17 protein-coding genes and 5 pseudogenes are annotated in these 22236 nt (G+C 63.3%); 9 read left to right on the top strand and 13 right to left on the bottom strand.

The window, feature by feature from the left end; all coding sequences use genetic code 11:
* Positions 1-228: 228 nt before the first annotated feature.
* The 9 genes and pseudogenes from fni to NKJ37_RS30905 all read right to left on the bottom strand — a co-directional run bounded on the left by fni (position 229) and on the right by NKJ37_RS30905 (position 10147).
* Complete coding sequence (fni, locus tag NKJ37_RS30945) at positions 229-1332, bottom strand: type 2 isopentenyl-diphosphate Delta-isomerase (RefSeq protein ID WP_502902037.1); 1104 nt, start codon at positions 1330-1332, stop codon at positions 229-231.
* Between the two features lie 28 nt (positions 1333-1360).
* Complete coding sequence (locus NKJ37_RS30940; RefSeq protein ID WP_352776348.1) at positions 1361-2263, bottom strand: terpene synthase family protein; 903 nt, start codon at positions 2261-2263, stop codon at positions 1361-1363.
* A complete protein-coding gene (locus NKJ37_RS30935) occupies positions 2260-3777 on the bottom strand; it encodes a hypothetical protein (RefSeq protein ID WP_502902036.1) in 1518 nt (505 codons plus the stop codon). Before NKJ37_RS30935 ends, NKJ37_RS30940 begins: the two co-directional genes overlap by 4 nt.
* Before the next feature lie 176 nt (positions 3778-3953).
* The gene (locus NKJ37_RS30930; RefSeq protein WP_352776345.1) at positions 3954-4940 is read right to left on the bottom strand and encodes a polyprenyl synthetase family protein; all 987 of its coding nucleotides are present in this window, start codon (positions 4938-4940) and stop codon (positions 3954-3956) included.
* A 142-nt stretch (positions 4941-5082) separates the two neighbouring features.
* Positions 5083-6426 (bottom strand): cytochrome P450, encoded by a 1344-nt coding sequence (locus NKJ37_RS30925; RefSeq protein ID WP_352776344.1) that lies wholly within the window; start codon positions 6424-6426, stop codon positions 5083-5085.
* Complete coding sequence (locus NKJ37_RS30920) at positions 6426-7268, bottom strand: SDR family oxidoreductase (protein ID WP_352776350.1); 843 nt, start codon at positions 7266-7268, stop codon at positions 6426-6428. Before NKJ37_RS30920 ends, NKJ37_RS30925 begins: the two co-directional genes overlap by 1 nt.
* A gap of 168 nt (positions 7269-7436) precedes the next feature.
* Positions 7437-7562: pseudogene (locus NKJ37_RS30915) on the bottom strand (ferredoxin); the annotation flags it as partial.
* 1 nt (position 7563) lies between these two features.
* Positions 7564-8853, bottom strand: coding sequence for a cytochrome P450 (locus NKJ37_RS30910; protein ID WP_352776349.1), 1290 nt, complete (start codon positions 8851-8853; stop codon positions 7564-7566).
* Positions 8854-8944: 91 nt separating this feature from the next.
* On the bottom strand, positions 8945-10147 hold the full coding sequence (locus NKJ37_RS30905) for a cytochrome P450 (RefSeq protein WP_352776343.1): 1203 nt from the start codon (positions 10145-10147) through the stop codon (positions 8945-8947).
* Here NKJ37_RS30905 and NKJ37_RS30900 point away from each other — a divergent pair.
* The 4 genes from NKJ37_RS30900 to NKJ37_RS30885 all read left to right on the top strand — a co-directional run bounded on the left by NKJ37_RS30900 (position 10146) and on the right by NKJ37_RS30885 (position 15105).
* Positions 10146-10625 carry a hypothetical protein gene (locus tag NKJ37_RS30900; protein ID WP_352776341.1) on the top strand — a complete coding sequence of 160 codons (480 nt, stop codon included), beginning with the start codon at positions 10146-10148 and terminating at the stop codon, positions 10623-10625. The two genes, NKJ37_RS30905 and NKJ37_RS30900, sit on opposite strands and share 2 nt — an antisense overlap.
* A 1165-nt stretch (positions 10626-11790) precedes the next feature.
* On the top strand, positions 11791-12324 hold the full coding sequence (locus NKJ37_RS30895; RefSeq protein WP_352776340.1) for a peroxiredoxin: 534 nt from the start codon (positions 11791-11793) through the stop codon (positions 12322-12324).
* Positions 12325-12393: 69 nt separating this feature from the next.
* A complete protein-coding gene (rpoN, locus tag NKJ37_RS30890) occupies positions 12394-13830 on the top strand; it encodes an RNA polymerase factor sigma-54 (protein ID WP_352776338.1) in 1437 nt (478 codons plus the stop codon).
* Positions 13831-13887: 57 nt separating this feature from the next.
* Entirely contained in the window at positions 13888-15105 is a 1218-nt protein-coding gene (locus NKJ37_RS30885; RefSeq protein ID WP_352662720.1) for an MFS transporter, read from the top strand.
* Between the two features lie 139 nt (positions 15106-15244).
* Here NKJ37_RS30885 and NKJ37_RS30880 read toward each other — a convergent pair.
* Positions 15245-15484 (bottom strand): annotated as a pseudogene (locus NKJ37_RS30880) (ABC transporter permease); the annotation flags it as partial.
* A gap of 437 nt (positions 15485-15921) precedes the next feature.
* Here NKJ37_RS30880 and NKJ37_RS30870 point away from each other — a divergent pair.
* The 4 genes and pseudogenes from NKJ37_RS30870 to NKJ37_RS30855 all read left to right on the top strand — a co-directional run.
* Complete coding sequence (locus tag NKJ37_RS30870; RefSeq protein ID WP_352776335.1) at positions 15922-16317, top strand: XRE family transcriptional regulator; 396 nt, start codon at positions 15922-15924, stop codon at positions 16315-16317.
* 259 nt (positions 16318-16576) lie between these two features.
* Entirely contained in the window at positions 16577-17170 is a 594-nt protein-coding gene (locus tag NKJ37_RS30865) for a hypothetical protein (protein ID WP_352776333.1), read from the top strand.
* A 58-nt stretch (positions 17171-17228) separates the two neighbouring features.
* Positions 17229-18749 carry a hypothetical protein gene (locus tag NKJ37_RS30860; protein WP_352776332.1) on the top strand — a complete coding sequence of 507 codons (1521 nt, stop codon included), beginning with the start codon at positions 17229-17231 and terminating at the stop codon, positions 18747-18749.
* Positions 18750-19142: 393 nt separating this feature from the next.
* Positions 19143-19575 (top strand): annotated as a pseudogene (locus NKJ37_RS30855) (transposase); the annotation flags it as partial.
* A gap of 224 nt (positions 19576-19799) precedes the next feature.
* Here the strand turns inward: NKJ37_RS30855 and NKJ37_RS30850 are convergent.
* Positions 19800-20389 (bottom strand): annotated as a pseudogene (locus NKJ37_RS30850) (transposase family protein); the annotation flags it as partial.
* Positions 20390-20494: 105 nt separating this feature from the next.
* Between NKJ37_RS30850 and NKJ37_RS30845 the strand changes: the two are divergent.
* Positions 20495-20938 (top strand): annotated as a pseudogene (locus NKJ37_RS30845) (IS110 family transposase); the annotation flags it as partial.
* On the opposite strand, the gene NKJ37_RS30840 reads toward NKJ37_RS30845, so the two are convergent.
* Both NKJ37_RS30840 and NKJ37_RS30835 read right to left on the bottom strand, forming a co-directional pair.
* Positions 20902-21630, bottom strand: coding sequence for an AAA domain-containing protein (locus tag NKJ37_RS30840; RefSeq protein ID WP_352776331.1), 729 nt, complete (start codon positions 21628-21630; stop codon positions 20902-20904). The pseudogene NKJ37_RS30845 and the gene NKJ37_RS30840 overlap by 37 nt on opposite strands.
* 53 nt (positions 21631-21683) lie before the next feature.
* The coding region (locus NKJ37_RS30835) for a hypothetical protein (protein ID WP_352776329.1) at positions 21684-22236 on the bottom strand (553 nt) is incomplete at its 5' end.

Raw genomic sequence — 22236 nt, 5'->3', positions numbered from 1 at the left:
GCGCGAGCACAAGAAGCTCGCTCTACGCCAAGCCGCATGACCAGCTTCATGATCGCCCATTTTGCAGAACTTGACGCACACAACCCCGCTTTACTCTCGGCTGTCCGTTCGGGGCATGGCGGGGTGCCTCCCCGATCACGAAGCAGCACCCAACACAGCGCGAATCCCCCGCTTCCGAGACTATCTGAAGACTAGGCTCCCGCCGCCACGGGCGCGCGACGGCGGCAATCAACCGGCGGGCAGATGCGCCGAGGGCAACAAGCGGGCCTGACGCAACGCCGCCAGATCAGCCGAGCCGGTGCAGAAGCAGGCGACGGCCAACTGGCGGATGACGATCTCGAAATGCGCGACAACCGCCTCGGTGGATACCGTAGCCGCGCGCAGCACGCCGGCTGCCTGCCCGGCGATGTCCGCGCCCAGGCGGATAGCCTTGGCCGCGTCGACGCCGTCGCTGATCCCGCCCGACGCGATCAGCTTCACCGCTGGCAGCGCCCGACGTACCGCCTGCACGCTGGCCGGGGTCGCAATCCCCCAATCCGCGAATGCCATTGCCACTGCGCGGTCGGCGGCATCGGGGGCGCGCTCGCCCTCCACCGCGGCCCAGCTGGTGCCGCCGGCGCCGGCGACATCGATCACCGCCACGCCCGCCTCGACGAGCGCACAGGCCACCGAGGCGGACAGGCCCGACCCCACTTCCTTGGCCACGATCGGCACGCCGACGCTGCGCGCGGCGCGAGCGATCTGCGCCAGGACGCCGCGCCAGTCGCGGTCGCCCTCCGGCTGTACTGCTTCCTGCAGCGGATTGAGATGGACGATGAGTCCATCGGCCTCCAGTGCATCCACCGCCCCGCGCGCGAGGTCCAGGCCGTCGGCCTCGCGCAGTTGCGCAGCGCCGATATTGGCCAGCAAGGGAACGTCTGGGGCCAGGCGGCGCAGCGCGCGCGTCAGCCCCTGGGAGTTGCGGGATTGCAGGCTCACGCGCTGCGAACCGACGCACATGGCGATCCCCAAGACTTGCGCTGCCTCGCTCAGATGCCGGTTAATGGCCTCAGCGCGTGGCATGCCGCCGGTCATGGAGCTGATCAGCAGAGGCGCGCGCATGGTCTTGCCCAGCAGCGAGGCGCTGAGGTCGATCCGCGTCAGGTCCAACTCGGGCAATGCGCAGTGTTCGAAACGAATGTACTCCCAGCCAGCGGCCTTGGCCCGTGCCGTTCGCCGATCCAGCACGATGTCCAGGTGGTCGTCCTTGCGCCGGCTCAGGTTGGTGTCGCTGATGCTCGCTCCTTCCGCCGCATCGGGCGACGGCGTTGCGTCGGGCCGGACCGACGGCAGCGCGCTCACGCCGCCGTTTCCTCCGCGTTCAGGCCGGCGCACGCTGGCCTGCGCCCGCAGCGTCGCTGCGGTAGCGGCTGGTCGAGGTCTCGTAGTACTGCGCGCGGACTGCCGCCATGGCCTCGATCAACGGTCCCCACGGCGCGGGAAAACGTTCTTCCGCCATCACCCGGTGCAGCATGCGTGTGTGGCCAGCCAACTCGTCCTTGAGGAACTCCACCACAGGCATGCTTGGATACCGCTGCAGCAGCAGGATCGCCGCGTTGTCGGCCTCGCCGGCCGATCTATCCTTTTCGCGTCCATGCAGATCGTTCTGCAAGCGCCCTATTGCGGATATGAGCCGCAGGGCTTGGCGAAACGCCGGATGCGCGCGCAAGGTCGCCATGTCCAGCCCCCACAGCAAGGACAGGCAACAGAACACGTTCGTGTACGCGATCGAATCCACGCCGTTCTGCAAGTACTCGGCGTAGGACCAGCGCTCCGCCCCTGCCGCCTGCGCGTGTCCGGCGCGCAGCGCCGCGCAGTAGCACCGGGTATCGTGGAGAAGCTGAGCATAGTCGCGACGATCGTAGGCGAGCGCGGCGAGCGAAGCGCGCAGCACAGCACAGCCCTCGAATCCGGGAAGCGCGCACGGCACACCTTGCCCCAGCGCCTGCTCCACCGCGGCGAGCTGCTCCGGCGCGATCAGGCCAAGGTCGTTGCAATCGTCGAGCCAGAAGAGCAGCGCCAGTTCGCGATAGAACGCCACGATCAGCGTTTCGTCGAGCGGATCGCGGCCGGTGCGGGCGCTGGCGTCGCGCAGGCTCGGATGGATGCGCTGCAGGATGTACTGGCCGCCCCGGACTGCTTCCACAGCATGCTCGTCGGCGAACCCAGTCAGGGAACGCCCCCACTCCAGCACGTGCTGCAGGGCGCGATCGGTCGGGATCATGGCCCCGCTCCTGCTCCCTCGGCCGAGACGCGCCGCCCCCAACGAAGCGCCAGCCACAACCCGGCGAGTTCGGCCACGCGCACCACCCGAGTGGGGCAATACAGTTCCTTTCCGATCCACAGCGGCGTCTGGGGCAATTCATGCGCCGCGTGGCGGGCGAGCATCCACTTCAGCGCACGCCCTACCGCCTGCGCGATGCGCCGGCGCCCTGCCGGCTCTTCGCTCCCGTCCATCACGTGCAACGCGAACAGCGCATAGGCGGTTTCCTCGAATGTGGACGGGCAACCGGCGCCCCAGCCGCCGTCGTCGCGCTGCGTCCGCAGCAGCCCCGCCAGCGCGCGCTCGTCGCGCCACTGAGGCTTGCCTTGCGCGAGCGCAGCGACCGCATGCGCGGTGGGATAAAGCCACGAAACGTGCCATTTTTCGTTGTCCCATAGACCGTGCGGGTTGCGATTGGCTTCGACGTAGGCGCTGGTGCCGGCGGCGGGTTTTCCCAAGATTCGCAACGCATGCAGGGCATGGATGTTGGTCGACACCGAGGCATTGCGCTCGCCCGGGAAGGTGACGAAGAGCTCGCCGGTTTCGAACTGGCGCAACGCGTCGGCCGCCGGGTCGCGGCCTGCAAGGCGAAGGACGCACAACGCAACGGCGGTGTCGTCCGCATCGGCCGCGAAGTGCAAGGCAGGGCCCAGACCGCGGACTCCGAGGCGGGCGTCGAGTTGCGCGATGATCACTTGCAGCGCCTCGGCGAGCGCGGGATGCGCGAACAGACCGGCCAGATGCAGGGTGTACAGCGACCAGCATGGCTCGAACACATTGATCGGCCAGACATTGGGAACGACACCTTCAATGCCGGTGCGCGTTGCCCGCGATGCAGCCTGCAGATACCCGTCGGTGCGCCCGACGTGCGGCGTTCTTCCCTGTGTCACGGCGTGCGCACGCCACGCGGCGGTGGCCGCTGGACTGATGCCAATGCTGCCGTCGTCGTCCGGGCATGCAGTGGCCGGCGACGTCCCCCAGGCTTCCCAGGAGTGCAGCAATGGATGGCCGCTCGGCAACGTCGCAACTGCCCCCAGCTTGGCCAGGCGTGCTTGCCGCAACGGCAACAGCGCCGGGTGGCGCGGAAACGCCACGCCACCCAGCAAGGATGCGGCCTCGTCGCACAACTGCGGCAGGATCAGCTCCGCGCCGATGGGCGCGTCTTCCGGCACCGCATGCGCGTAGGGATCGGGCTGGCGCTCGAGGAACCGGGTTGCAGCGTGGACTGCGTCGGCAGCGCCAGGAAGAGGATCGGCACGCTGCAATGCCAGCAACGCCGCCCAGGTAGGCCCATGGCGAAACAGCGGGAAGTCCGCACTTCCCCATCCGCCATCGGCCTGTTGCTGCGCGATGAGCCACGCGTATGCGTCCTGCCGACCGGTGACGTTGCCGTGGAACTGCAGAGCTCGCGCCGTGTCGTAGACGGACGGACCGACACTGCCGCCGTCGCTCATATCGCTCAGCAGGTGGCGCATTTCGGAAAGGATCTGTTCGGACAAGTTCACGCGGGATGTTCCTTCTGCAGAAGGCTAACGAGAACAGAAACGGGCAGACGCCGCGCACGTCGCCGCCGACACGGACACAGTGCAGCATGCAGCGCCCGCCGGCCGATCGCAGCAGCACAGGGGCGAGTCCTTACGGATGCGCACGCTCATGCGTATGGCGCGGACAGATAGAGGTTGGCCCGCTGCAGCATCTGCGCCAACCCTTCCGCACGCGGCCCCAGAGGGGCGATGGCCTCCCCGGCGTCGTGCAACAAGTACAGCGCGAACTGGCGCGCAGCCTGCAGCCCCATGATCGACGCGCAGGTCGGCTTCTGCGCCCCCGCGTCCTTGCCGGGGGTCTTGCCAAGAGTCGCGGTATCCGCCGTCGCGTCGAGAATGTCGTCGGCCACCTGCAAAGCCAGGCCGAAACAGGCGGTGTAGCGATCGAGCGCAGCATACAGCGCAGCGTGCGCGGCATCCTCCGCGATGGAGTATAGCGCGCCCATGCGAACCGACGCGCGCACTAGCGCTCCGGTTTTCATCCCGTGCATCGCCAGGATCCTGTCCAGCCCGGCATGCTTTCCGACCAACGACAGATCGATGGCCTGCCCGCCTGCGGCACCCTCGGCGGACACCGCCTGCGCCAGTTGGCGCACGAGCGCGATACGGTTGTCGCCCGGCGCATCCAGGCTCGCCAGGGTGAGGAAGGCGTGGGCCTGCAGCGCATCGCCGACCAGGATCGCAGTGGCTTCGCCAAACTTTACGTGCACGGTCGGAAGGCCGCGGCGAAGCACGTCGTCGTCCATCGCGGGCAGGTCGTCGTGGACCAGGGTACAGGCGTGCATCATCTCGATGGCGGCGCAGACGTCGTCGAGCATGTGCGCCGGCGTGCCCGCCAGTGCGCCGGCAGCCAGACAGAGCAAGGCGCGGGTGCGCTTCCCGCCATGCAAGGTGGCGTAGCGCATGGCCGCCATCAGCTCTGTCTTACCGTCGTCTTTGGCGCAGAGCAGACGCCCCAGAGCCTGTTCGACCCGCTTTGCGCCGTCCTGCATCCAGATCTCGGGGAGCAGCCCGCCAGATGCGCCGCGCGCCTGCGCGCCCAATCCGCCGGCGGAAACGCCGATTCGGTCGCGTGGAGTGGAACCGGTCTGCATGTTGTTGATGTCCTTGTAGCTGAGACGGCCACGGCGAGCGCAAGCCGTCACGGTGTTGCCGCGTCACACCAATGCGTGCGCTGAGTGCAGCAATGCCGCGCCCCGCCGGCGCCGCTGCCTTGCCACACAGGGCGTGCCCAGCTCATGAGAAGCCTATGCGGATTGCCATGGACGGATGTGCGGTCGGGTAGTAGCGCCGGCCTTTTTCGACATCGCTGAGCAACTGCGGCCGCACCCCGGCCTTGTGCATGGTCAGCGCCAAGGCGATGCAGAACTGCACCATTTCCAGCCATACCAGATGGTAGCCGATGCAGACGTGTGGTCCGGTACCGAACTGCAGCATGTCAACCGGCCGGATCGGCTCCGTGCGTTGCAGCCACCGCGCCAGGCGGAACTGATCAGGCGCGTCGTGCAGCAGCGCCGAGGTCGAGAAATGCAGCAGCGGGATGCATAGATGGGTGCCCGCGGGAATGCGCCGCTGGCCGAGTTCCAATTCCTGCAGCGCGCGACGCGGTAGGAGCGTGGTCGCCGGATGCAGGCGCAGTGTCTCGCGGAACAGCGCCTCGGCGACCGGACACTGCGCCAGGTCCGCGTGCCGGGTCGGCACCGCGCCCACGCGTTGCGCCTCCTCAACCAGGGCGTCCCACAGCACAGGCTGCCGCGCCAGCTCGATTACAATCCAGGCCATCGTCGAGGCAGTGGTGTCGTGACCGGCAAGCAGCAGCAAGCGAATATTCGCGACCAGGACGTCATCGGAGAGCGGACCGTCGCTGCGGTCGAAGGCGCTCACCATGTCGTTGATCAACCCGGTGCGCGCGGCATGCGCGCGTGCGTCGCGGACGAACTGGCGCAACTGCGCGTCGATCCAGTCGCGGGCGGCACGGCCGCGCCGCAAAGGCAGTCCGGGCAGGTCGACCGGTGGCGCGACGATCAACTGCAGCAATTGCCGGTACTTGCGATGCCATCCCGGCAGGTCCTGCGCGGGGATTCCCATGAGGCTGAAGATGAGCTTCAGCATCAGGTCGCCGGTTTCGCGCAGGATGAGTACCTCGCCGCGGGCGCGCCATGCCTGCACCCGCGCCTGGATGACGGGCGCGAACAGGTCGCCGATCCCGGCCTGGGTCAACCCCCTGGGCAGGAACGCTGCCTTGATGGCATCGCGCGCCTGCCGGTGCGCGCCGCCGTCCAGCGCAACCAACGTTCCGCCAAGCAATTCGGGCGCGATCTCTTCGATCAGCGCCGAGGACACGTCCTTGTGCCTGAGCAGTGAGAATGCGTCCGGATCCACACAGGTCATGAGATGTCCGGCAGGGCCGAAATCCAGCCAGAAGTGGCTGCCCAGCGTGCGTTGCGCGCGCCGCAGCAGGCGCGGCAGGTCGCAGACAATGGCGGGAAGATGCCCGACCAGGGGGAAAGCGCCAGGCATGACCGGGATGTCGCATCGCAGCCGGTGCCGACGGTTGAGTGGATTGAGCAGCATGTCCATCAGCAGCGCGCCGCCGCCGCCGATTCGGTGTCGCCTGCAGGGCGCGCGGCGCAGCTGTTGCCACCCTCGGCATATGTCGGCACATGCGCCAGCATGCCGCCGTCGATGCACACGAGCTGGCCGGTGATGAACGCAGCATCGTCGGAGAGCAGGAACGCCACCAGCGCGGCCACATCCTCGGGGCGGCCGACGCGCTGCAGGAGCTGGTGCCGGCGCAGATGCCGTTGCATGCACTCGTCCAGCTTGGCGAGGAGACGCTCGGTCATGATAAGACCCGGCGCAACCGCGTTGCAGCGTATCTGAGAGTGACCGTACTGGGTGGCGAGCGAAGCCGAGAGCATGTTCATCGCCGCCTTCGACGCGGCGTAGGACGTCTGCGCCGTGTCACCGCTGAGCCCTTGGCACGACGACATGTTGACGATCGCGCCACCGCCGCGGGCGATCATCCGTGGGATGGCCTGCCGGCAGCAGAGCAGCGTGCCGCGCAGATTGGTCGCCATTGTCTGGTCCCAGACTGCCAGGTCCAGGTCGAGGATGGCGCGGTCGCGCGGGGTCAGATGCATGGCGCTCGCATTGTTCACCAGCAGGTCGACCCCCCCGAAGTGCCGCTCCGCCGTCTCGAACAGCGCTGCCACCGCCTGCTCATCGGCGATATCCATGGCTATGGCCAGCGCGTGGCCTGCTTCGGCCGCGATCTGCGCGGTGCAGGCGATGGCCGCCGGGCCATCAATGTCGGCCACCACCACTCTGCCGCCTCCGCGCGCGATGGCGAGAGCGCATGCCTTGCCGATGCCGGCGCCAGCGCCGGTCACCACGGCCACCTTGCCTTCAAACCGTCCCATCGTGTCTCCTGAATTGCATTGGTCTTTCGCGGCATGCCGCTGGGCCTGCGTCGGAGAAGGCGCCGGGTAGGCGCTGGCGCACTCGTCATGGCCAGCGTCGCTTTCGATGACCCGAATGGCGGCGACCGGGCACTGGTTCGCCGCAAGCCGCACCGCGGCGTGCAGCGCCTGCGGGACCGTCGCAACGCACACTTCGGCCACGCCGTCCGGTTCGCGCTGGCGAAAGGTGCCCGGCAGCGTCAGCACGCACTGCCCGGTCGTTCCGCACAGATCCTGATCGACCAGGACGCGCATCTCAGCCCTCCTGCCCATGCAGCCGTACCGGCAGCGCGCGGAACGTCCTAAGGAACGCGGAGGGCTCCCGGGTCGGCTGCTCGGCCAATGCCAGCGTGGGGAAGCGCGCCTGGATCCGCGGCAGGCTCTCGGCCAACTGCACCCGGGCCAGTTGCGCACCAAGGCAGAAGTGGATGCCGTGGCCGAAGGTCAGCATGATCTTCCCGTCGATCGACATGCCAGGACTGGTGCCGTAGAACCGCACGGCATCGAAGCGATCGGGATCGGCGAAGGCGTCCGGGTCGCGATTGCCGGCCGCGATCAGCACGCGCACGTCCGCGTTCTTCGGGATCACCACGCCGCCCAGTTCGATGTCGCGCTGGGCGATACGCGGAATGGAGCTGAACATGGCGGGCGCGTCATAGCGCAGGGCTTCTTCGACGAAAGCCTTCACCCCCACGGCATCTCCCTTCAGCCAGTGCCGCTGTTCGGGATACTCCAGCATCGCCAGGACCGCATGGCCGATGGCCGCGGCAGTGGTGGCGAAGCCGCCCAGCAGCATGCCCCAAAGCATGCTGATCAATTCCGCATCCGACAGCGTCTCGGCATCGTCGTCGTGTGCGCCGACCAGCATTGACACGATGTCGTGGCGGGAATCGGTGCGCTTGCGCTGTATGAGGTCGCCGAAGTAGGCCTGCACCCTGGCGCTGGCCGCGTCCCCCGCGGCGAGCTGGGGATCGCTGGCGTGCGGGCTCAGGCCTTCCAGAATGGCGCTGATGCCGGTGATGAGCCCGAGAATGTCATCCGGGGGCATGCCGAACAGTTCGCCGAAAACCAGCATGGGCAAGGCCAGCGCGAATTCCTGATGCAGGTCCACCGCCTCACCGCGCTCCAGCGCGGGCGCCATGCCGTCCAGGCGCGCTGCGACGATGCGAGCGATGGTCGGCCTCAGCTTGTCGATCTGGCCGATGGTGAAATCGCGCGAGATCAGCCGGCGCAGACGCGTATGCGTTGGAGGTTCCTTCATCGCTAAAGTGGACGCCAGCAGACTTAGAGACAGGCTGGTCGCCGCACGCGGGAAATAGCGCGCCAGTTCGCCTGGCGCCGGCCCCCGAAAAGCATCGCCCGTGGCCTTGAGCGCCCAGTAGATGTCGGCGTGGCGGCTCAACAGAAAGAGGCCCGACGCCGCGCGATGTACCGGATCGTGCTCGCGCAACCATCGCATGAATGGGTACGGGTCCTGAATGCACGCTGGCGACGCCAGTTCGGCGAAGGCGTCCCGGCATGCTGCCGTGGTTTCTTGCACGTCCATCTTGGTCACCTGTTGGCTGGCTGATCTGATCGGCGCGCGGCAGGCGCGCCGGCAATTCGAGAACATCGCGATTCCTGGTGGCATCCGAGCATCACCAGAGCACCGGGAACTCCTCGAACCCGCCAGTGATGATTTCCTTGCGCAACTTCAGTTCTTCGGGCGCCACGGCCAGGCGCAGCGCGGGAAAGCGCTGGAAGATCGAACCGAACACCGCCTTGAGTTCCAGCCTGGCCAGCGCCAAGCCGACGCAGTTGTGCGGCCCGTAGGAGAACGCCAGGTGCGGGTTTTCGTCACGTCCTATGTCGAAGATTTCCGGGTCGTCGAAATGGCGCTGATCGAAGGACGTCGCCGGCAGGCCGACCAGCACCTTGCTCTCCGCGGGAACATGCACGCCCGCGATGGTCACGTCGGTCCTCGGATAGCGCATGATGCCGTCCCAGCCGGCGCCGGGCGGGTACATGCGCAGGATTTCCTCTACCGCCTTGTCCACCAGGGATGGATCGCCAACCAGGCGTTCGCGCTGTTGCGGATGGCGGAACATGGCCAGCAGGCCGAATTCGATCTGCGCCACGGTGCTCTCGTGCCCCGCCACCAGCATGCCCGCCGCCAGGCCGATCGCCTCTTCCTCGGTCGCCTTGCCCTGGTCGACCGCCGCGAGCAGATCCGTCAGCACGTTGTCGCCCGGATCCTGGCGCTTGTCCCGCATCTTGCCGCGAATGTAGGCGCGGAGTTCTTCCCAGGCCAAGCGCGACGCGCTTCGCGGGCCGCTTTCATGCTGGTGCGTCATCACCTCGTCGGACAGCCCGGCGAAAAAGGCGTGATCCTCGTAGAGCACGCCCATCAGCGCGCCAATGACCATGGCGGGAAGCGGAAAGGAGAGGTGGCGCCGCAGATCGGCGGGCTGGGGCTGGGCCGCCAGCGTCTCGAACAACTGCGCGGCGATCGCCTCGACCTGCTGCGCGAGCAGCTTCACCCTGCCGTTGCTGAAGGCCGGCGCCACGATCGTGCGTAACCGCGTATGCTCGCCCCCCTCGTGCGAGACCAGCCATCCTGGCGAACCGAGAATCACCGAATCCGGGGTGAATGCCGCCGGCGGCATTCCCGCGGGCCGGAACGCCGCGTCGGACAACACCGCCTTGGCCTCGTCATAGCCTATCACCCACCAGCCTTCGTGCCCGGACGGGAAGCGCACGCGGTGGATCGGACCGTTGGCCCGTAGCGCCAACATCTCAGGCGAGGGCTCAATGTGATCGACGCGCCACATCGGCAGCGTCGGCAAAGGTTGTTCGGACATGCTGGCACTTCACTCTATAGCGATGGAAGGGCGGAAGGTGACCGGCGGGCGCTGCGGCAGCGAAGACCTAAGACCGCATAGAGACGACGTCGTCGGAAGGCAGACCGATTATCAGGATCGGCTAACGCTTAACTGTCTAGGCAAACGCTCGGCGAGATGCAGAACGTTATCCTGTACCTTCGAGGTCAGGATAAAGTCGGCGTGGTGGGCCTTTGACTCGCCGCCGGCCAAGAGTTCCTGCGCAAGGGTCGACAAGGGCGGCGAGCTGTTGGGTAACGGCGGTTTCGCCGAGGACCCCCTGCCCATAGACGCTATCCGACGCGGATTTGACATTTTGCTTTTCTTTCTTCGTTCCATTCGTGTCATCCACGAAATGAAAGTCGGTCGGCGGCTCCCGGCCCGCAACGAAGGTGCTTCAAATCTCGTGCCAATTTGGCCGCAGCAGAAAAAAGATTGTGGCAGCTTCTCGACGGCTTAGCCTGAGGCCAGAGAAGAGCTAGGCGAAATAAGCCGGTGTCGCGGGCCAACAAAGGCGACGGAACAGTGTCGGACAGAACGCCTCGGGCGACCTTTAGGTCGGGCCTGCGACATTCTGGTCCAGTTTCGAACATAAGAGGGTGGCAAACAGACACGATTGGGGAATTCGATCCTCACGGCGCCAAGGCGCTTGCCCAAGAGCGCGCGCTCATGTTGCTGCGACAGGCGCATATTCGCGATAGCCGTGCCTGCGCACCCATGAACGCTAGCGGCACACGCTACGCAATCCTGCGGTGCCCGCCGGTGTGAGGTGGTGCATCGGCTCGGCTTCCGGTTCGTCTTTGCCCAGCCGGGGCTGAGCGCCGAATATCAGCACCATACAGCATCGTTGTTGCCTGTGTGACGAGGCAGTTATAGGGCGCGCCCGATCTTCCAAGACACGGCCTCCGAGACGAAAGGGGCGGTCCAACGGCACCTCTATTTGAAATGGCACGCCGCTTGCTGCTCCTGGTTAGAGCCTCTCAAAAACGATGAAAGCGACTTGCACCATGCCCGAGACGCGAAGCTCTAGACCGTGGCCTGAGGAGACGGTGCCCGTTCCCGTTGAACATCGGGACATCGTCTCCTCCGGAGGTCCTTGCTGGGTAGCCGCTTTGCGCATGGCTGGTCCGATGCCGGCACGCCAACACGGGGCGCTGGCGCAATTGCCGTTTCCCGGTTCTGTTCAGCATGTGAGTGCCGAAGAGTCCTCAAAGGGTCACCCAAGCCAAGGTCGGCGGGTCACTGCCACATATCGACAACACGCTGAACCAGTCCAGTAACGCGGGTCTGTTGCGTAATACATTCGAGGCCTGCACATGCTTGCGATATTGGCTACTTCCGGCCGCTATCCCTTTTCCCCGGGCACGATCGCGGGTGACCGATCCCGCTTCCGGCGCCATAGCCGTGGAAAGCAAGCGGCTCGACGGTCTCCAGCTCGCTCAGATCGATTGCGTTCGCGGGGCCAAGACCAGCCGCCAAGACGTTCCCATACGTCGGGATGGAAAAAGGAGGTTGCGAGCCGCGAGGCCCTCATTCCGTGCCGGGCATACGAGCCTTTGCCCGGTATTGCGCCAGGCTCTGCCAGAATCCAGCGCGCCAGTTTCTACTTTTGCAGGAGCAAATTAATGACAGTTCAAAAGAAGGTTCCCTTCGTCACCTTTCTCACGCGTGTTCACGATAAGTCAGTCCAGGGGCCAAATCCATATCGCTGGGAAGAAAAGACATCTGACGACTACTTTGCCGGCAAGCGGGTCATCCTGTTCTCGCTGCCTGGCGCCTTCACCCCGACCTGCTCGACCTACCAATTGCCCAAGTTCGAAGAGCTCTATGATGAGTTTGCGAAGCAGGGAGTTGACGCGATTTACTGCCTCTCAGTCAACGACGCCTTCGTCATGAATGCGTGGGGGAAGTCCTTGCGCCTGAAGCAGGTCGAGCTCATTCCCGATGGCTCAGGCGAGTTCACACGCAAAATGGGCATGCTGGTCGCCAAGGACAATCTCGGCTTCGGAATGCGCTCCTGGCGCTACGCCGCCCTGATCAACAATGGCGTGGTGGAGCACTGGTTCGAGGAGGAAGGTTTCTCCGACAACTGCGAGGCCGACCCTTATGGCGTCTCGTCCCCGCAAAACGTTCTCGAAACGCTGAAAGCCGCCGCTTGACCTAGAAAACGTCTCACTGGTGCCATTGCCGGCCCCAAGAGGCTCCTCGACAGGATTATCGCGCTCACCATGCAATCCTCAGCAAGCCTGCTTCAACGCCAGAAGCAATCCATGGTGGCATCGCCTCAACTCATTGAGTCGATTCGCTTGCTGCAACTGGCGCATACTGAACTGCATCAGTTCGTGGAGCGGGAAATTGAGAAGAATCCGCTGTTGGAATCTGCATCAAGCGATGGCGGGCCTTTTGACGACGTTTCGATTTCGGGAGCGGATCAGCCTGTCGGCCCTGGCGCAAACGCCGTTGAAGGACCGACCGGGGCAGGTTCGCCTGAACGGCTCGGGCAATGGAAATCACTTCGCAACACGACCAACAACCCGTCCGGCAATGGCCCTTCCCTCGACGAGTTTGCCACCCTCGCCGAAACATTGCACGACCATGTGGCTCGTCAGATCGCCCTCACTGCATTCACACCACAGGAGCGGCTGATCGCTGGCCAGCTTGCCGCCGATCTGGAAGACACTGGCTATCTTCGAGCAAACCTTTTGGAGCTGGCCGAGAGCCTGAATGTCCGTGAGGCTGTTGTGGAACGGGTTCTCGGAACGTTGCAGCAATTTGATCCACCGGGAGTTTTTGCGCGAAATCTCAGAGAATGCCTCGAGATCCAGTTGCGCCAGCGAAACCGGCTCGACCCCGCAATGGCAGCTTTGGTTGCCAACCTTGAAATGCTTGCACGACGCGATTTTGAGGCACTGAAGCAGCATTGCGGCGTCGATGAAGAAGACCTTCTCGACATGATGCATGAGATTCGGGCGCTCGATCCCAAGCCTGGGAACCGATTCCAGTCCGGTGCGTCTGAATCAATCATACCCGACGTCTGGGTCACGCCCTCGCCGCAAGGCGGGTGGCAGATCGAACTTGATCCCGCCACGCTGCCAAAGCTGCTGATCAACCAAAGCTACTATGCCGAAGTCACACGTCAAACTGCCCACAATTCGAAAGATCAAGCATTTCTCGACGAATGCTTGCAAAACGCGAACTGGCTAATCCGCAGCCTCGATCAGCGCGCCAAGACGATTGTTAAGGTTGCGGCTGAAATCGTGCGTCAGCAGGATGCCTTTTTGGAACATGGCGTCGCCCACCTGCGGCCTCTCAATCTTAGAACCGTCGCTGACGCGATTGGAGTGCACGAGTCGACGGTAAGCCGGGTGACCTCGAACAAGTACATGCTTACCCCGCGCGGAGTCTTTGAACTGAAGTATTTTTTCACCGTCGCGATCGCGTCCTGCCAAGGCGGCGACGCGCACTCCGCCGAAGCTGTCCGGCATCGGATCAAAGCGATGATTGCCGCAGAATCTCCCGGCGACGTGCTTTCCGATGAGGACATCGCTGTCCGGCTGAAGGAAACCGGCATCGATGTTGCGCGCCGCACCGTCACAAAATATCGCGAAGCAATGAACATCCCCTCCTCCGTGCAACGCCGCCGGGAAATGCGCTTGTGTTTTTGAATTTGGGTCAGGGCAGCCAACATCACGTTGCATTGCATCAAAGTGGAGACTTCGTTCATGACCCAATCCGCGGCATGCGTCATGGACGCTGTCCTGCACGACCCAGAAAAACCCGTCCCACCGTCTGGTCCCGCATGGGGTGCGGTGATTTCGCTTTCCTTGGGCACCTTCGGGCTGGTCACGGCAGAGTTTCTGCCTGTCAGCCTGCTCACGCCCCTCGCTCATGATCTCGGTATCAGCGAGGGAGCCGCTGGACAGGCGATGACGGCGACCGCTATCGTCGGGGCGATCTCGGCGCCGACGGTGGCCATCATCACAAAGCGCCTGGACCGCAGGACCGTCATGTGGACGATGACGCTGCTGCTGATCCTGTCCGACCTTCTGGCGGCCGGCGCGTGGTCGCTGGCGGTTCTCCTGACTGCACGCGTCGTGCTCGGCATAGCGCTCGGAGGCTTCTGGTCGATGTCGGCAGCACTGGCGATGCGGCTCGTTCCAAGCCACCTCCTGGCGCGCGCTATGTCGATCATCCTCACCGGCGTTTCGGTGGCTACCGTTTGCGCAGCTCCAATCGGTGCTTATGTCGGCGATATCTGGGGATGGCGAAGCGCCTTCATACTCGCCGCAGTCGGCGGCGCGGCTACACTGCTGGTGCAACTCATAACCATTCCGAAACTGCCTCCGATTGGAGTGGCTAGCTTCCGCAGCCTGCTGGATGTGGCTAAGATTCCGATGGTCAAGGTTGCGCTTTTGGTCGTCCTGCTGGTCGCTTCCGGCCACTTCGCCGGAATCACTTACATCCGCGCCTTCCTAGAGAAGATTCCCGCGCTTGACGTCGAGACGATCTCGCTTGTGTTGCTTGCTTTTGGCATCGGCGGATTCTTCGGCAATTTGGCCGGCGGGCTTCTGGCCGAGTACAGTCTCAAGGCAGTCGCGGCCCTTGCACCGCTGCTCATAGCGATAGCCGCTGTTTCGCTGCTGACGGCGGGAGCATCGGCCTTGGCCTCGGCGATTGCTGTTGCCGCGTGGGGGTTTGCCTTCGGCGCGGTGCCAGTGGGATTGCAGACGTGGATGGTACGGAGGGCCGTTCCCGAGCAGGCCCAAAGCGCCGGTGTGCTGCTGGTCACAGTATTCCAAGTGGCAATCGCTGCCGGCGCGATCTTCGGCGGACTTTTGGTGGACAATGCCGGGGTTACCAGTGCCATTGCCTACAGTGCTGTTGCCACGTTCGTCGCTGCCCTCATAGTATTCCTGCTCGGCCCGAAGCGCGAAACCTAGACCGCCTGACAGCAGAGATCTCGGCAGCGCAGCGGACGAGAGGTCCAATCGCATGCACGGCGCGGCGCGATCCTCTGCTTGCAGGACCCGCGGAAGCGTTTCGCCGGCTTCACCTCCGGGCCATGGCGACCGACACCGCCAGACAAGCGAACCTCGCCGGCACCGGTTTCCATTTGGCTACGGTGAGCGCTGCCGGCGCGATGGAACGCTTGCTGGCGGTCATATCCTTCACGACAAGCCGGCATTCTGGGCAAGCGACAGCTACGCGCCGGCTACGCCCGTCAGAACGCCGGTGACGATGCCGCTCGATAGCGCAGACAGGTCGCGAATTGCCCGTCGTGTCAACGGCGACCGGATTATCGTCGACCGCGCGTACCTTGTTTCGGCCGATGAGGGGACTAGCGTTTCGGCAGCTTGATGATGTTGACCACATAGCCTCGGAGCTATATATGACTTGGGGAGTCGTTTTTGGCGATGAGTTCGATGGGAGTTCGAGGCGTTGCCCCAGACAGTCCAAGATGAGCTATTGGCCTCGGCTAAGCTGCTCGGTGTTCGGGCCCCAGCTGGGGCGACCGCATGCGGATACCTTGAATGACTCGTCGTTCGCGAACATGAAAGAACTTCGCTTCGACGCTGATGATGGTGTCTGGCGGGTTGCGTTCGCATCGACTGGAAGCGGAAGGCGATCCTGCTCGTCGCCGGCGATAAGTCGGGCGTGAGTGAGAAGCGCTTCTATAAAAGTCTGATCGCCAAGGCGGACAAGCGCTATCAAAGGCATCTCGACCGTTTGGCGGCGGCGAAGAAGGAGAAGAAGTGATGGGACGCAAGCTTGACGACCTAATCGCTGCGCTCCCCGAGGACCGTCGGGAGCGGGTCGACGCGCGTTTCGAAGAGTTGAGGGGAGAAGTCGAGAGTCTCGGCGAGTTGCGGCGTGCCGCTGGAAAGGCCCAGGCTGAAATCGCTTCGGTCCTCAAGATCAAGCAGCCTTCGGTCTCGAAGATCGAGAAACAAGCCGACATGTACTTGTCTACCCTTAAAAGCTACGTCGAGGCGATCGGGGGGCAACTCGAACTCGTCGTTCGCCTTCCGTCGCGCGCGCCCCTCCGTATAGAGCGGCTCGGCGACGTCGTGGCTCCCAAAGCCGTCTCCATGCGTAGCGTTAAAAGAGCGGCAGGTGGACGTAATCGCACAAAGGCCGCACGCGCCGGCTGACCTCACTCTGTTTCGGCTAAAGACTAACGATGGGGCGAGATGGTCTCCTCGATGCAGGGAGTAGGTGTGAGCAACGTCCCAGTTAAGCCAAAGACCGATCTGCCCGCCGTCACACTGCCCGACGTGACCCCTCTCTCCTCGCCCATGCTAGCCCAACTTACCGCCGCGTAGGAGTCCCCCGCAATGTGCTCGCCGAGGACGACCAGATCGCCCATGCTTGGTCCCAGCTCCCACGCCTGATCAAGAGATCCCTCCGCACGTGCGCGATGACCGGATCGTCAAAATGTGTGTCGCCGTCGCCAGCGGTCTGTTCGACGCAGCCATCAACTATGTTTGGAACGCGGCCGTGGTGGAACTGCGTGACAAGGTTCGACGGTTCGGCATTAACGTCGTCCCTCAGATCCTCGACGACAAGTCCTTCGACGAGGACGCGCTCCTCGACCTCAAGGACGCCGAGCTGCTCGACCTCTGCCGTAAGCTCAACCTGATCGGTGACGACAACTTCTTCTTCCTCGACCAGTGCAGGGCCACACGCAACAGTTTCTCTATCGCACACCCAGCTGCGGGGACGGTTGACGAAGACGAGTTCCTGAGCTTCCTAAGCCGCTGCCAGAAGCATGCGCTTTCGAGCGCCCACAACCCTAAGGGGGTGGACACAAAGTCCCTGCTTGCCGCGCTGAAAGCAACGAAGTTCAAGAAGGATCAACGACAAGAATGGGAACGCCGTATCCAGGAAACATTCGAGGCCCAGCGCGAGCTGATGTTCGCCACTGGCGAGGTCATAACAGGGTCGGCCGGCTCGTTAGGGGCGGCCGGCTTTGGTCGAATCAACAGACGTCATGACGCCGGGTGAAATATGCGATCCCGCATCCCATATTATGGCGCAAGTTCAACCAAAGGGCGGGACGACCATGACAGGTTCGGGGAAATCACTCAGCCATCTGGCGGGCCGCTCGCTCGGCCTCGGCACTTCTAGTGCGCTCGAGCGCGCGCTCGAGACTCAGAGCTCGTTAGACAAGCTGACGGCTTTCGGCATCTTCCGCGACGATCCCGTGAGTCGCGCAGCGCGAGGGCTACAGTCGCCCGAAGTCGAGAAAGCGATGGCGAGCGCGAGCGGCAAAATCGTAGCGCTCGACCCGCTGTTCGAGACGGGTTCGGTCTTCGACCAGCTCAAGCGCAACGCGCTCATGCTCGATGACCCGTTCAAGAACTTCGGGGCGACGCGCAGCGCGATCGAAGAGGCGATGGGCAAGATCGGGCGTATCGACACCACTGCGTTTGGTTTGGCGCACAGCACGGCGACGAAGCTCTCGCTGCTCGATGGGCTGAAGCTCGCCAATCCACTCGACGACCGCCTCAGTCAGGTCATGAAGCAATTGACTGAGCCTTATGGGGCGCTCCCCGCCAGCGTGCGCGCCGCGCTGGGCATCGGACGAGAAGCGCTCAGCGCCATGTCGCGTGCCCGGCATTGGGCCGACACGCTCACCGTATCGACCGCGCGCGACTACGCCGCGCTGCTCGGCACCGGCGAGAAATATCGCAAGCAGTTCGAGGCACTGAACCTCGCAGCCGACAGCATCGCCGAGGTAACTGCCGGCTTTACGGCCATTGCCGCGCTCGCTGATGCGGCGCTCGGCAGCCGCTTCGCTGGGCTCGATGTCACCAGCACCAAGATGTCGCTGTTCGCCGGAGCGATCGACGTGTTGGGGCCGGGCGCGGGCGGAGCCCAGGCGGCCTATGCCGCGCTGCTCGGCGGCTACAGCTCGACCGACATGCTAGATCGCCCCTATTGGCGCGATCCGCGCGAACGCGCGCGCTATTATCGCGATCAGGACGTCGATGACGGGCTGATCGAGGCCGACAATGCTGCGACCGTGGCGGTTCTGATCGACAGCGGCGTGGTCGAGGGACGACGCACCCGCGCGGGAACGATGACCGCCGTGGTCGAGGCGGGACCGGTCAAGCTCCGCATCATGGCGAGCCGCCCGAAGATGGGTGCGTTCGGCGCGATCGACGCATTCGAGAATGCGTTGCGGACCTTCATCTCGGCCAAGCTCGAAACTCTCGCCGGGCCCAACTGGTTCAAGCAGCGCGTGCCCGGCGATGTCATGTCCCGAGCCAAGGAGCGCCGCCGCGAGGCGATGCGGACGGGCGAAGCGCAGCTTCCGCTAATCCACTATACTGACCTTGGCGATCTGATCGGCGTGATCCTGCGCAAGGACAATTGGGGTGAGCTGTTCGAAGCGGTGTTCGACCGCGCCGAATGGCTGAAGGTCGATCTCGAGCGCCTCAACGCCAATCGTCGCCCGACGATGCACAGCCGCCCGGTCGAGCCGGTGCAATTGTGCGAGATCGTCTTCACGATCCGCCGGCTCCTTGGCTGGATGGAGTGTGACGGGGTGTGGGATCGCGGCTGGGACGATGATGTCTGAGCGCCTCTCTATGGTCAGGAAGGGGGGCCGAAAGCAGTCAGGCGGCTTAAAGCTACCGATTCGCGAAGACCAGACGTTCGCTGGCGCGAGAAGCGTCGTAGCCGTTACGCTCGAAGGGCTACTTGCCCGAAGGCACTGACACATCCATTTCTGGCACGTAGCTGGAAATGAAGTTCGAGCATCGCCACATTAGCATTCGGACCGGCAGTCTAATGGCACTATTGTCATTGATAACAATCTTTGGGACCGACGAAGCGTCTCGCGACTGCCGTTGATGTTTGAGGAGTGTGAATGACGGTACGCTTTGCATTTGACAACAGCTATGCTCGGCTGCCGAGCTCGTTTTATGCGCGTGTTTCCCCGACCCTCCGCACCGCACCTCCTCAAGCTTAACCAGGCATCGGACCGATCAATGCACTGACGATCATCGCTGAAGCCGGAGATCTTCGCCGCTTCCACCATCATCGCCAGTTTCTCAAGTTCTGCGGACTGGATCTCTCGACACAGCAGTCCGGTCAATATCGCGGCCAGACCCGCCTTTCCAAGTTCGGCAATGCGCGGCTGCGCCGCACTCTGTGGATCGCCGGGCAAGTCGCCATCCGTCAGCGTGAGAATGGCTTTCGACACAAGTTCGAACGCTACATCGCAAGAGATCGCGACAATCCAGATCTGCGCCGCAAGGCGATGACCGCTATTACCGCCAAGATGGCGCGCGTCGTACACGCCGTCGTCAAAGGCGGTTCCGATTACCGGCCCTTCGTTGAGGGGCGGGTGCCAGGAGGAAGAACCTCTGTCAGCTAGGGCCGTGAGGGCATCGCTGCGATGACCCTGTAGATAATGTTTGGGTCTTCCACCTGGATCAGAAGCTCGTGTTGAGGACGGTGAGGGCCGCTATCAACGTACCCTGTGTTTGCTATGGACGAGACCTTTTCCCTTGCGGTGGAAGTCGCCTGGTTCGACCACCCAACTTGACGAGCGTCATGCGGCGAGAGCATGCTGACGAACAGAGAGACTTTGACTGTCTCCTCCATTTTCTTCCGCTCTTAGGACGTTGTCGGTGAGCACGGTGTGGATCTTGTAGGGAACGGCTGCGATCAGCCGGAGCAGAAAGTCTCTCGAGACGGCGGTGGTGGCCTTCTCGTGCAACTCGACGAAGGCGAACTTCGAGGTGCGGTCATGGCGACGAACATATGCAGCTTGCCCTGTTCGGTGCGCACCTCGGCAACGTCGATGTGGAAATAGCCGATCGGGTAGCTTTTGAACTTCTTCCTTGCCGGCTTGTCGCCCTCGACATCCGCTAGCCGGCCGATGCCATGACGCTGCAGGCAGCGATGCAAGGAAGAGCGCGTCAGATGCGGGATCGTCGGCTGCAACGCGTAGAGGCAGTCGTCGAGCGGCAGCAGAGTGTAGCGGCGGAAGGCGACGATGACCGCTTCTTCCTCGACGGAGAGCACCGTCGACCGCGGCTCCTTCGGTCCGGTCGGCAGGTCCGCGACCGCGGTCCGTCCCTTCCACTTGGCAACGGTCTTCTGGTTGATCCCGTAACGCTTGGCCAGCGCTCTCAGGCTCTCTTGACTATGTTGTATCGCTCGACGGATCGCCTCTGTCGTCGTGGCGCTCCCATGCAGAACCTGGCCCATAGCGCATCCCTTGATTCGGAAGACAAGGATGCCCCATCAAAGTGGAAAGCGGTCTGCGCTCTGGCAGAGTGGGGTTGCTGACCAACAACTCTGTGGAGGCCAATCATGCGTGTTGTAGCCGATCGATTTGCGGCGCCTGCCGCTATCCGCACCGATCTTGGCGCGATCCTCGTTTCTTTGGAACTCAGTAAATCGACCTGGTTGATCACTTCGCTGTCGCCGGGCAGTGGGGAGAAGATGTCGAAACATGCGGTACGCGGCGGCGATATCACGGGACTGCTGGCACGCTTTGCCCTGCTCCAGGACAAGGCACAGGCGCGCACCGGCCGGCACTTTGCGCTTGTGGTCATTCACGAGGCGGGTCTGGATGGCTTCTGGATACATCGTGTCCTGGAAGCCGAGGGGATCGAAAGCCATGTCGTCGACGCCGCCTCGATTGACACGTCGCGCCGGCGGCGTCGTGCCAAGACCGACAAGATCGATGGAGAGGCATTGGTGCGTGCGCTGCTCGCCTACAAACGAGGCGAGCCGCGCGTGTGCGCGATGGTTATCCCATGCGAAGAGTGGTTGATATAATCGAACTCAAGATCCGCTAGGTCCTTTTCGTTCATCGACTCTACTTGGCCGGCGAGATCAGCAAAACCGCGTGCGCGATCGCTTGCCGTTTGGAACGAGTACCGTGACGCATCCAGTTGCTCCTCCAACTGCGTCATTTCATCCTGTTTCAACCGAATGTCCGCAACAATTACTCGATATTCGTCCCCTCGTGACCGGTCCCTGTTAATCTCCTGGCGCTCTGCTTCAAGCTCGACGAGGTCTGCGCGGCAGCCGTCAACTTCAGCTTGCGCAACACTCAGCCGGGCGATCGATAATCTCAGCTCGGCGAGCGCCATGCCGATCTGGACGTTCTCTAATGTGATGTCGTGTTCCGCTGCCCAGTCAATCATGAAACGCTCAGACCGCTGCATCGCATCCTCTAACCAATGTCCAACGCATCGTTCGAGAAGCAAGTGACTTAGCTCAGGGGAGACCTTCTCATCATTACGCCGAGCTATTCGCACTGCACGTAGCGCAATCCCTTTCGACGTCGCCAATTTCTCGATATTTACGAGCGCGTGATCCAAGGCGACATGGGTCTGGGAAGACAATAGAATTCGTGCGCCAGGAGTGCGACTAAGTACCTGCGCAGTAAGTTCAGTGATGAATTTTGTTTTTCCGGTTCCCGGGGGACCCTCAACCACGAGCAAATCCCTCGACCCAAGAGCAGCACGAACTGCGGCTTGCTTATCGTCATCTAGATCAGGCTGGAAAAGACGATATCGTCGGGCGGTCGGGGGACTTCGGGCAGTTTCTTGCCAGTCAATATGTCACGAAGATCCGGTCGCGTGTTTCGACCAAACCTTACTGCATCAAGCGCTGCGTTTTGTCGTCTCAACGCTATCTGCGATTGGCGCACATCAAGTTCCAGTATGCCATTGGAACTAATCGCTGAAAAATCTTGACCGGGACCACAATAAAGCAACACCGTGTCGCCATCTGTCCGCTCGATTTCGCCATAGATCGCGTTGTGCTGATCGAGCCGGATCATCCGCTGCTGACCGGTAATGGCCTCCCCAAGATTATGGCGTGCCGTAAGAATCAACCGAGTCCCCTCGATTTCCACGCCCGTGAACCGGATCGGCTCCTTACGAAGATGCTGGATACCCTCCTTTGCGCGCAAGGCCGCCGACCACTGATCAAATAGCTCGGATTCGGCCAACTGGGTCGCGTCCCCACAGGTGGTGTAGCTCGGCGGTAGCGAAGCCGCTCGCGAGCGCGCTCTCGATAGCGCTGTAGCGAGCGAGCGG

Origin of the sequence: Mesorhizobium sp. M0140 (assembly GCF_040322475.1) — a bacterium.
GTDB lineage: Bacteria > Pseudomonadota > Alphaproteobacteria > Rhizobiales > Rhizobiaceae > Mesorhizobium.
The sequence above is the reverse complement of the archived record's forward strand: the minus strand, read 5'-3'. Positions and strand labels throughout refer to the sequence as shown.

Excerpts from the sequence above, each read along its gene's own strand:
- NKJ37_RS30910 (WP_352776349.1), bottom strand. The coding sequence starts at position 8,853 with ATGGACGTGCAAGAAACCACGGCAGCATGCCGGGACGCCTTCGCCGAA.
- NKJ37_RS30895 (WP_352776340.1), top strand. The coding sequence starts at position 11,791 with ATGACAGTTCAAAAGAAGGTTCCCTTCGTCACCTTTCTCACGCGTGTT.
- rpoN (WP_352776338.1), top strand. The coding sequence starts at position 12,394 with ATGCAATCCTCAGCAAGCCTGCTTCAACGCCAGAAGCAATCCATGGTG.
- NKJ37_RS30900 (WP_352776341.1), top strand. The coding sequence starts at position 10,146 with ATGCTGGCACTTCACTCTATAGCGATGGAAGGGCGGAAGGTGACCGGC.
- NKJ37_RS30860 (WP_352776332.1), top strand. The coding sequence starts at position 17,229 with ATGACAGGTTCGGGGAAATCACTCAGCCATCTGGCGGGCCGCTCGCTC.
- NKJ37_RS30870 (WP_352776335.1), top strand. The coding sequence starts at position 15,922 with ATGGGACGCAAGCTTGACGACCTAATCGCTGCGCTCCCCGAGGACCGT.
- NKJ37_RS30920 (WP_352776350.1), bottom strand. The coding sequence starts at position 7,268 with ATGGGACGGTTTGAAGGCAAGGTGGCCGTGGTGACCGGCGCTGGCGCC.
- NKJ37_RS30940 (WP_352776348.1), bottom strand. The coding sequence starts at position 2,263 with ATGATCCCGACCGATCGCGCCCTGCAGCACGTGCTGGAGTGGGGGCGT.
- NKJ37_RS30935 (WP_502902036.1), bottom strand. The coding sequence starts at position 3,777 with ATGCGCCACCTGCTGAGCGATATGAGCGACGGCGGCAGTGTCGGTCCG.
- NKJ37_RS30930 (WP_352776345.1), bottom strand. The coding sequence starts at position 4,940 with ATGCAGACCGGTTCCACTCCACGCGACCGAATCGGCGTTTCCGCCGGC.
- NKJ37_RS30905 (WP_352776343.1), bottom strand. The coding sequence starts at position 10,147 with ATGTCCGAACAACCTTTGCCGACGCTGCCGATGTGGCGCGTCGATCAC.
- NKJ37_RS30885 (WP_352662720.1), top strand. The coding sequence starts at position 13,888 with ATGACCCAATCCGCGGCATGCGTCATGGACGCTGTCCTGCACGACCCA.
- NKJ37_RS30925 (WP_352776344.1), bottom strand. The coding sequence starts at position 6,426 with ATGGACATGCTGCTCAATCCACTCAACCGTCGGCACCGGCTGCGATGC.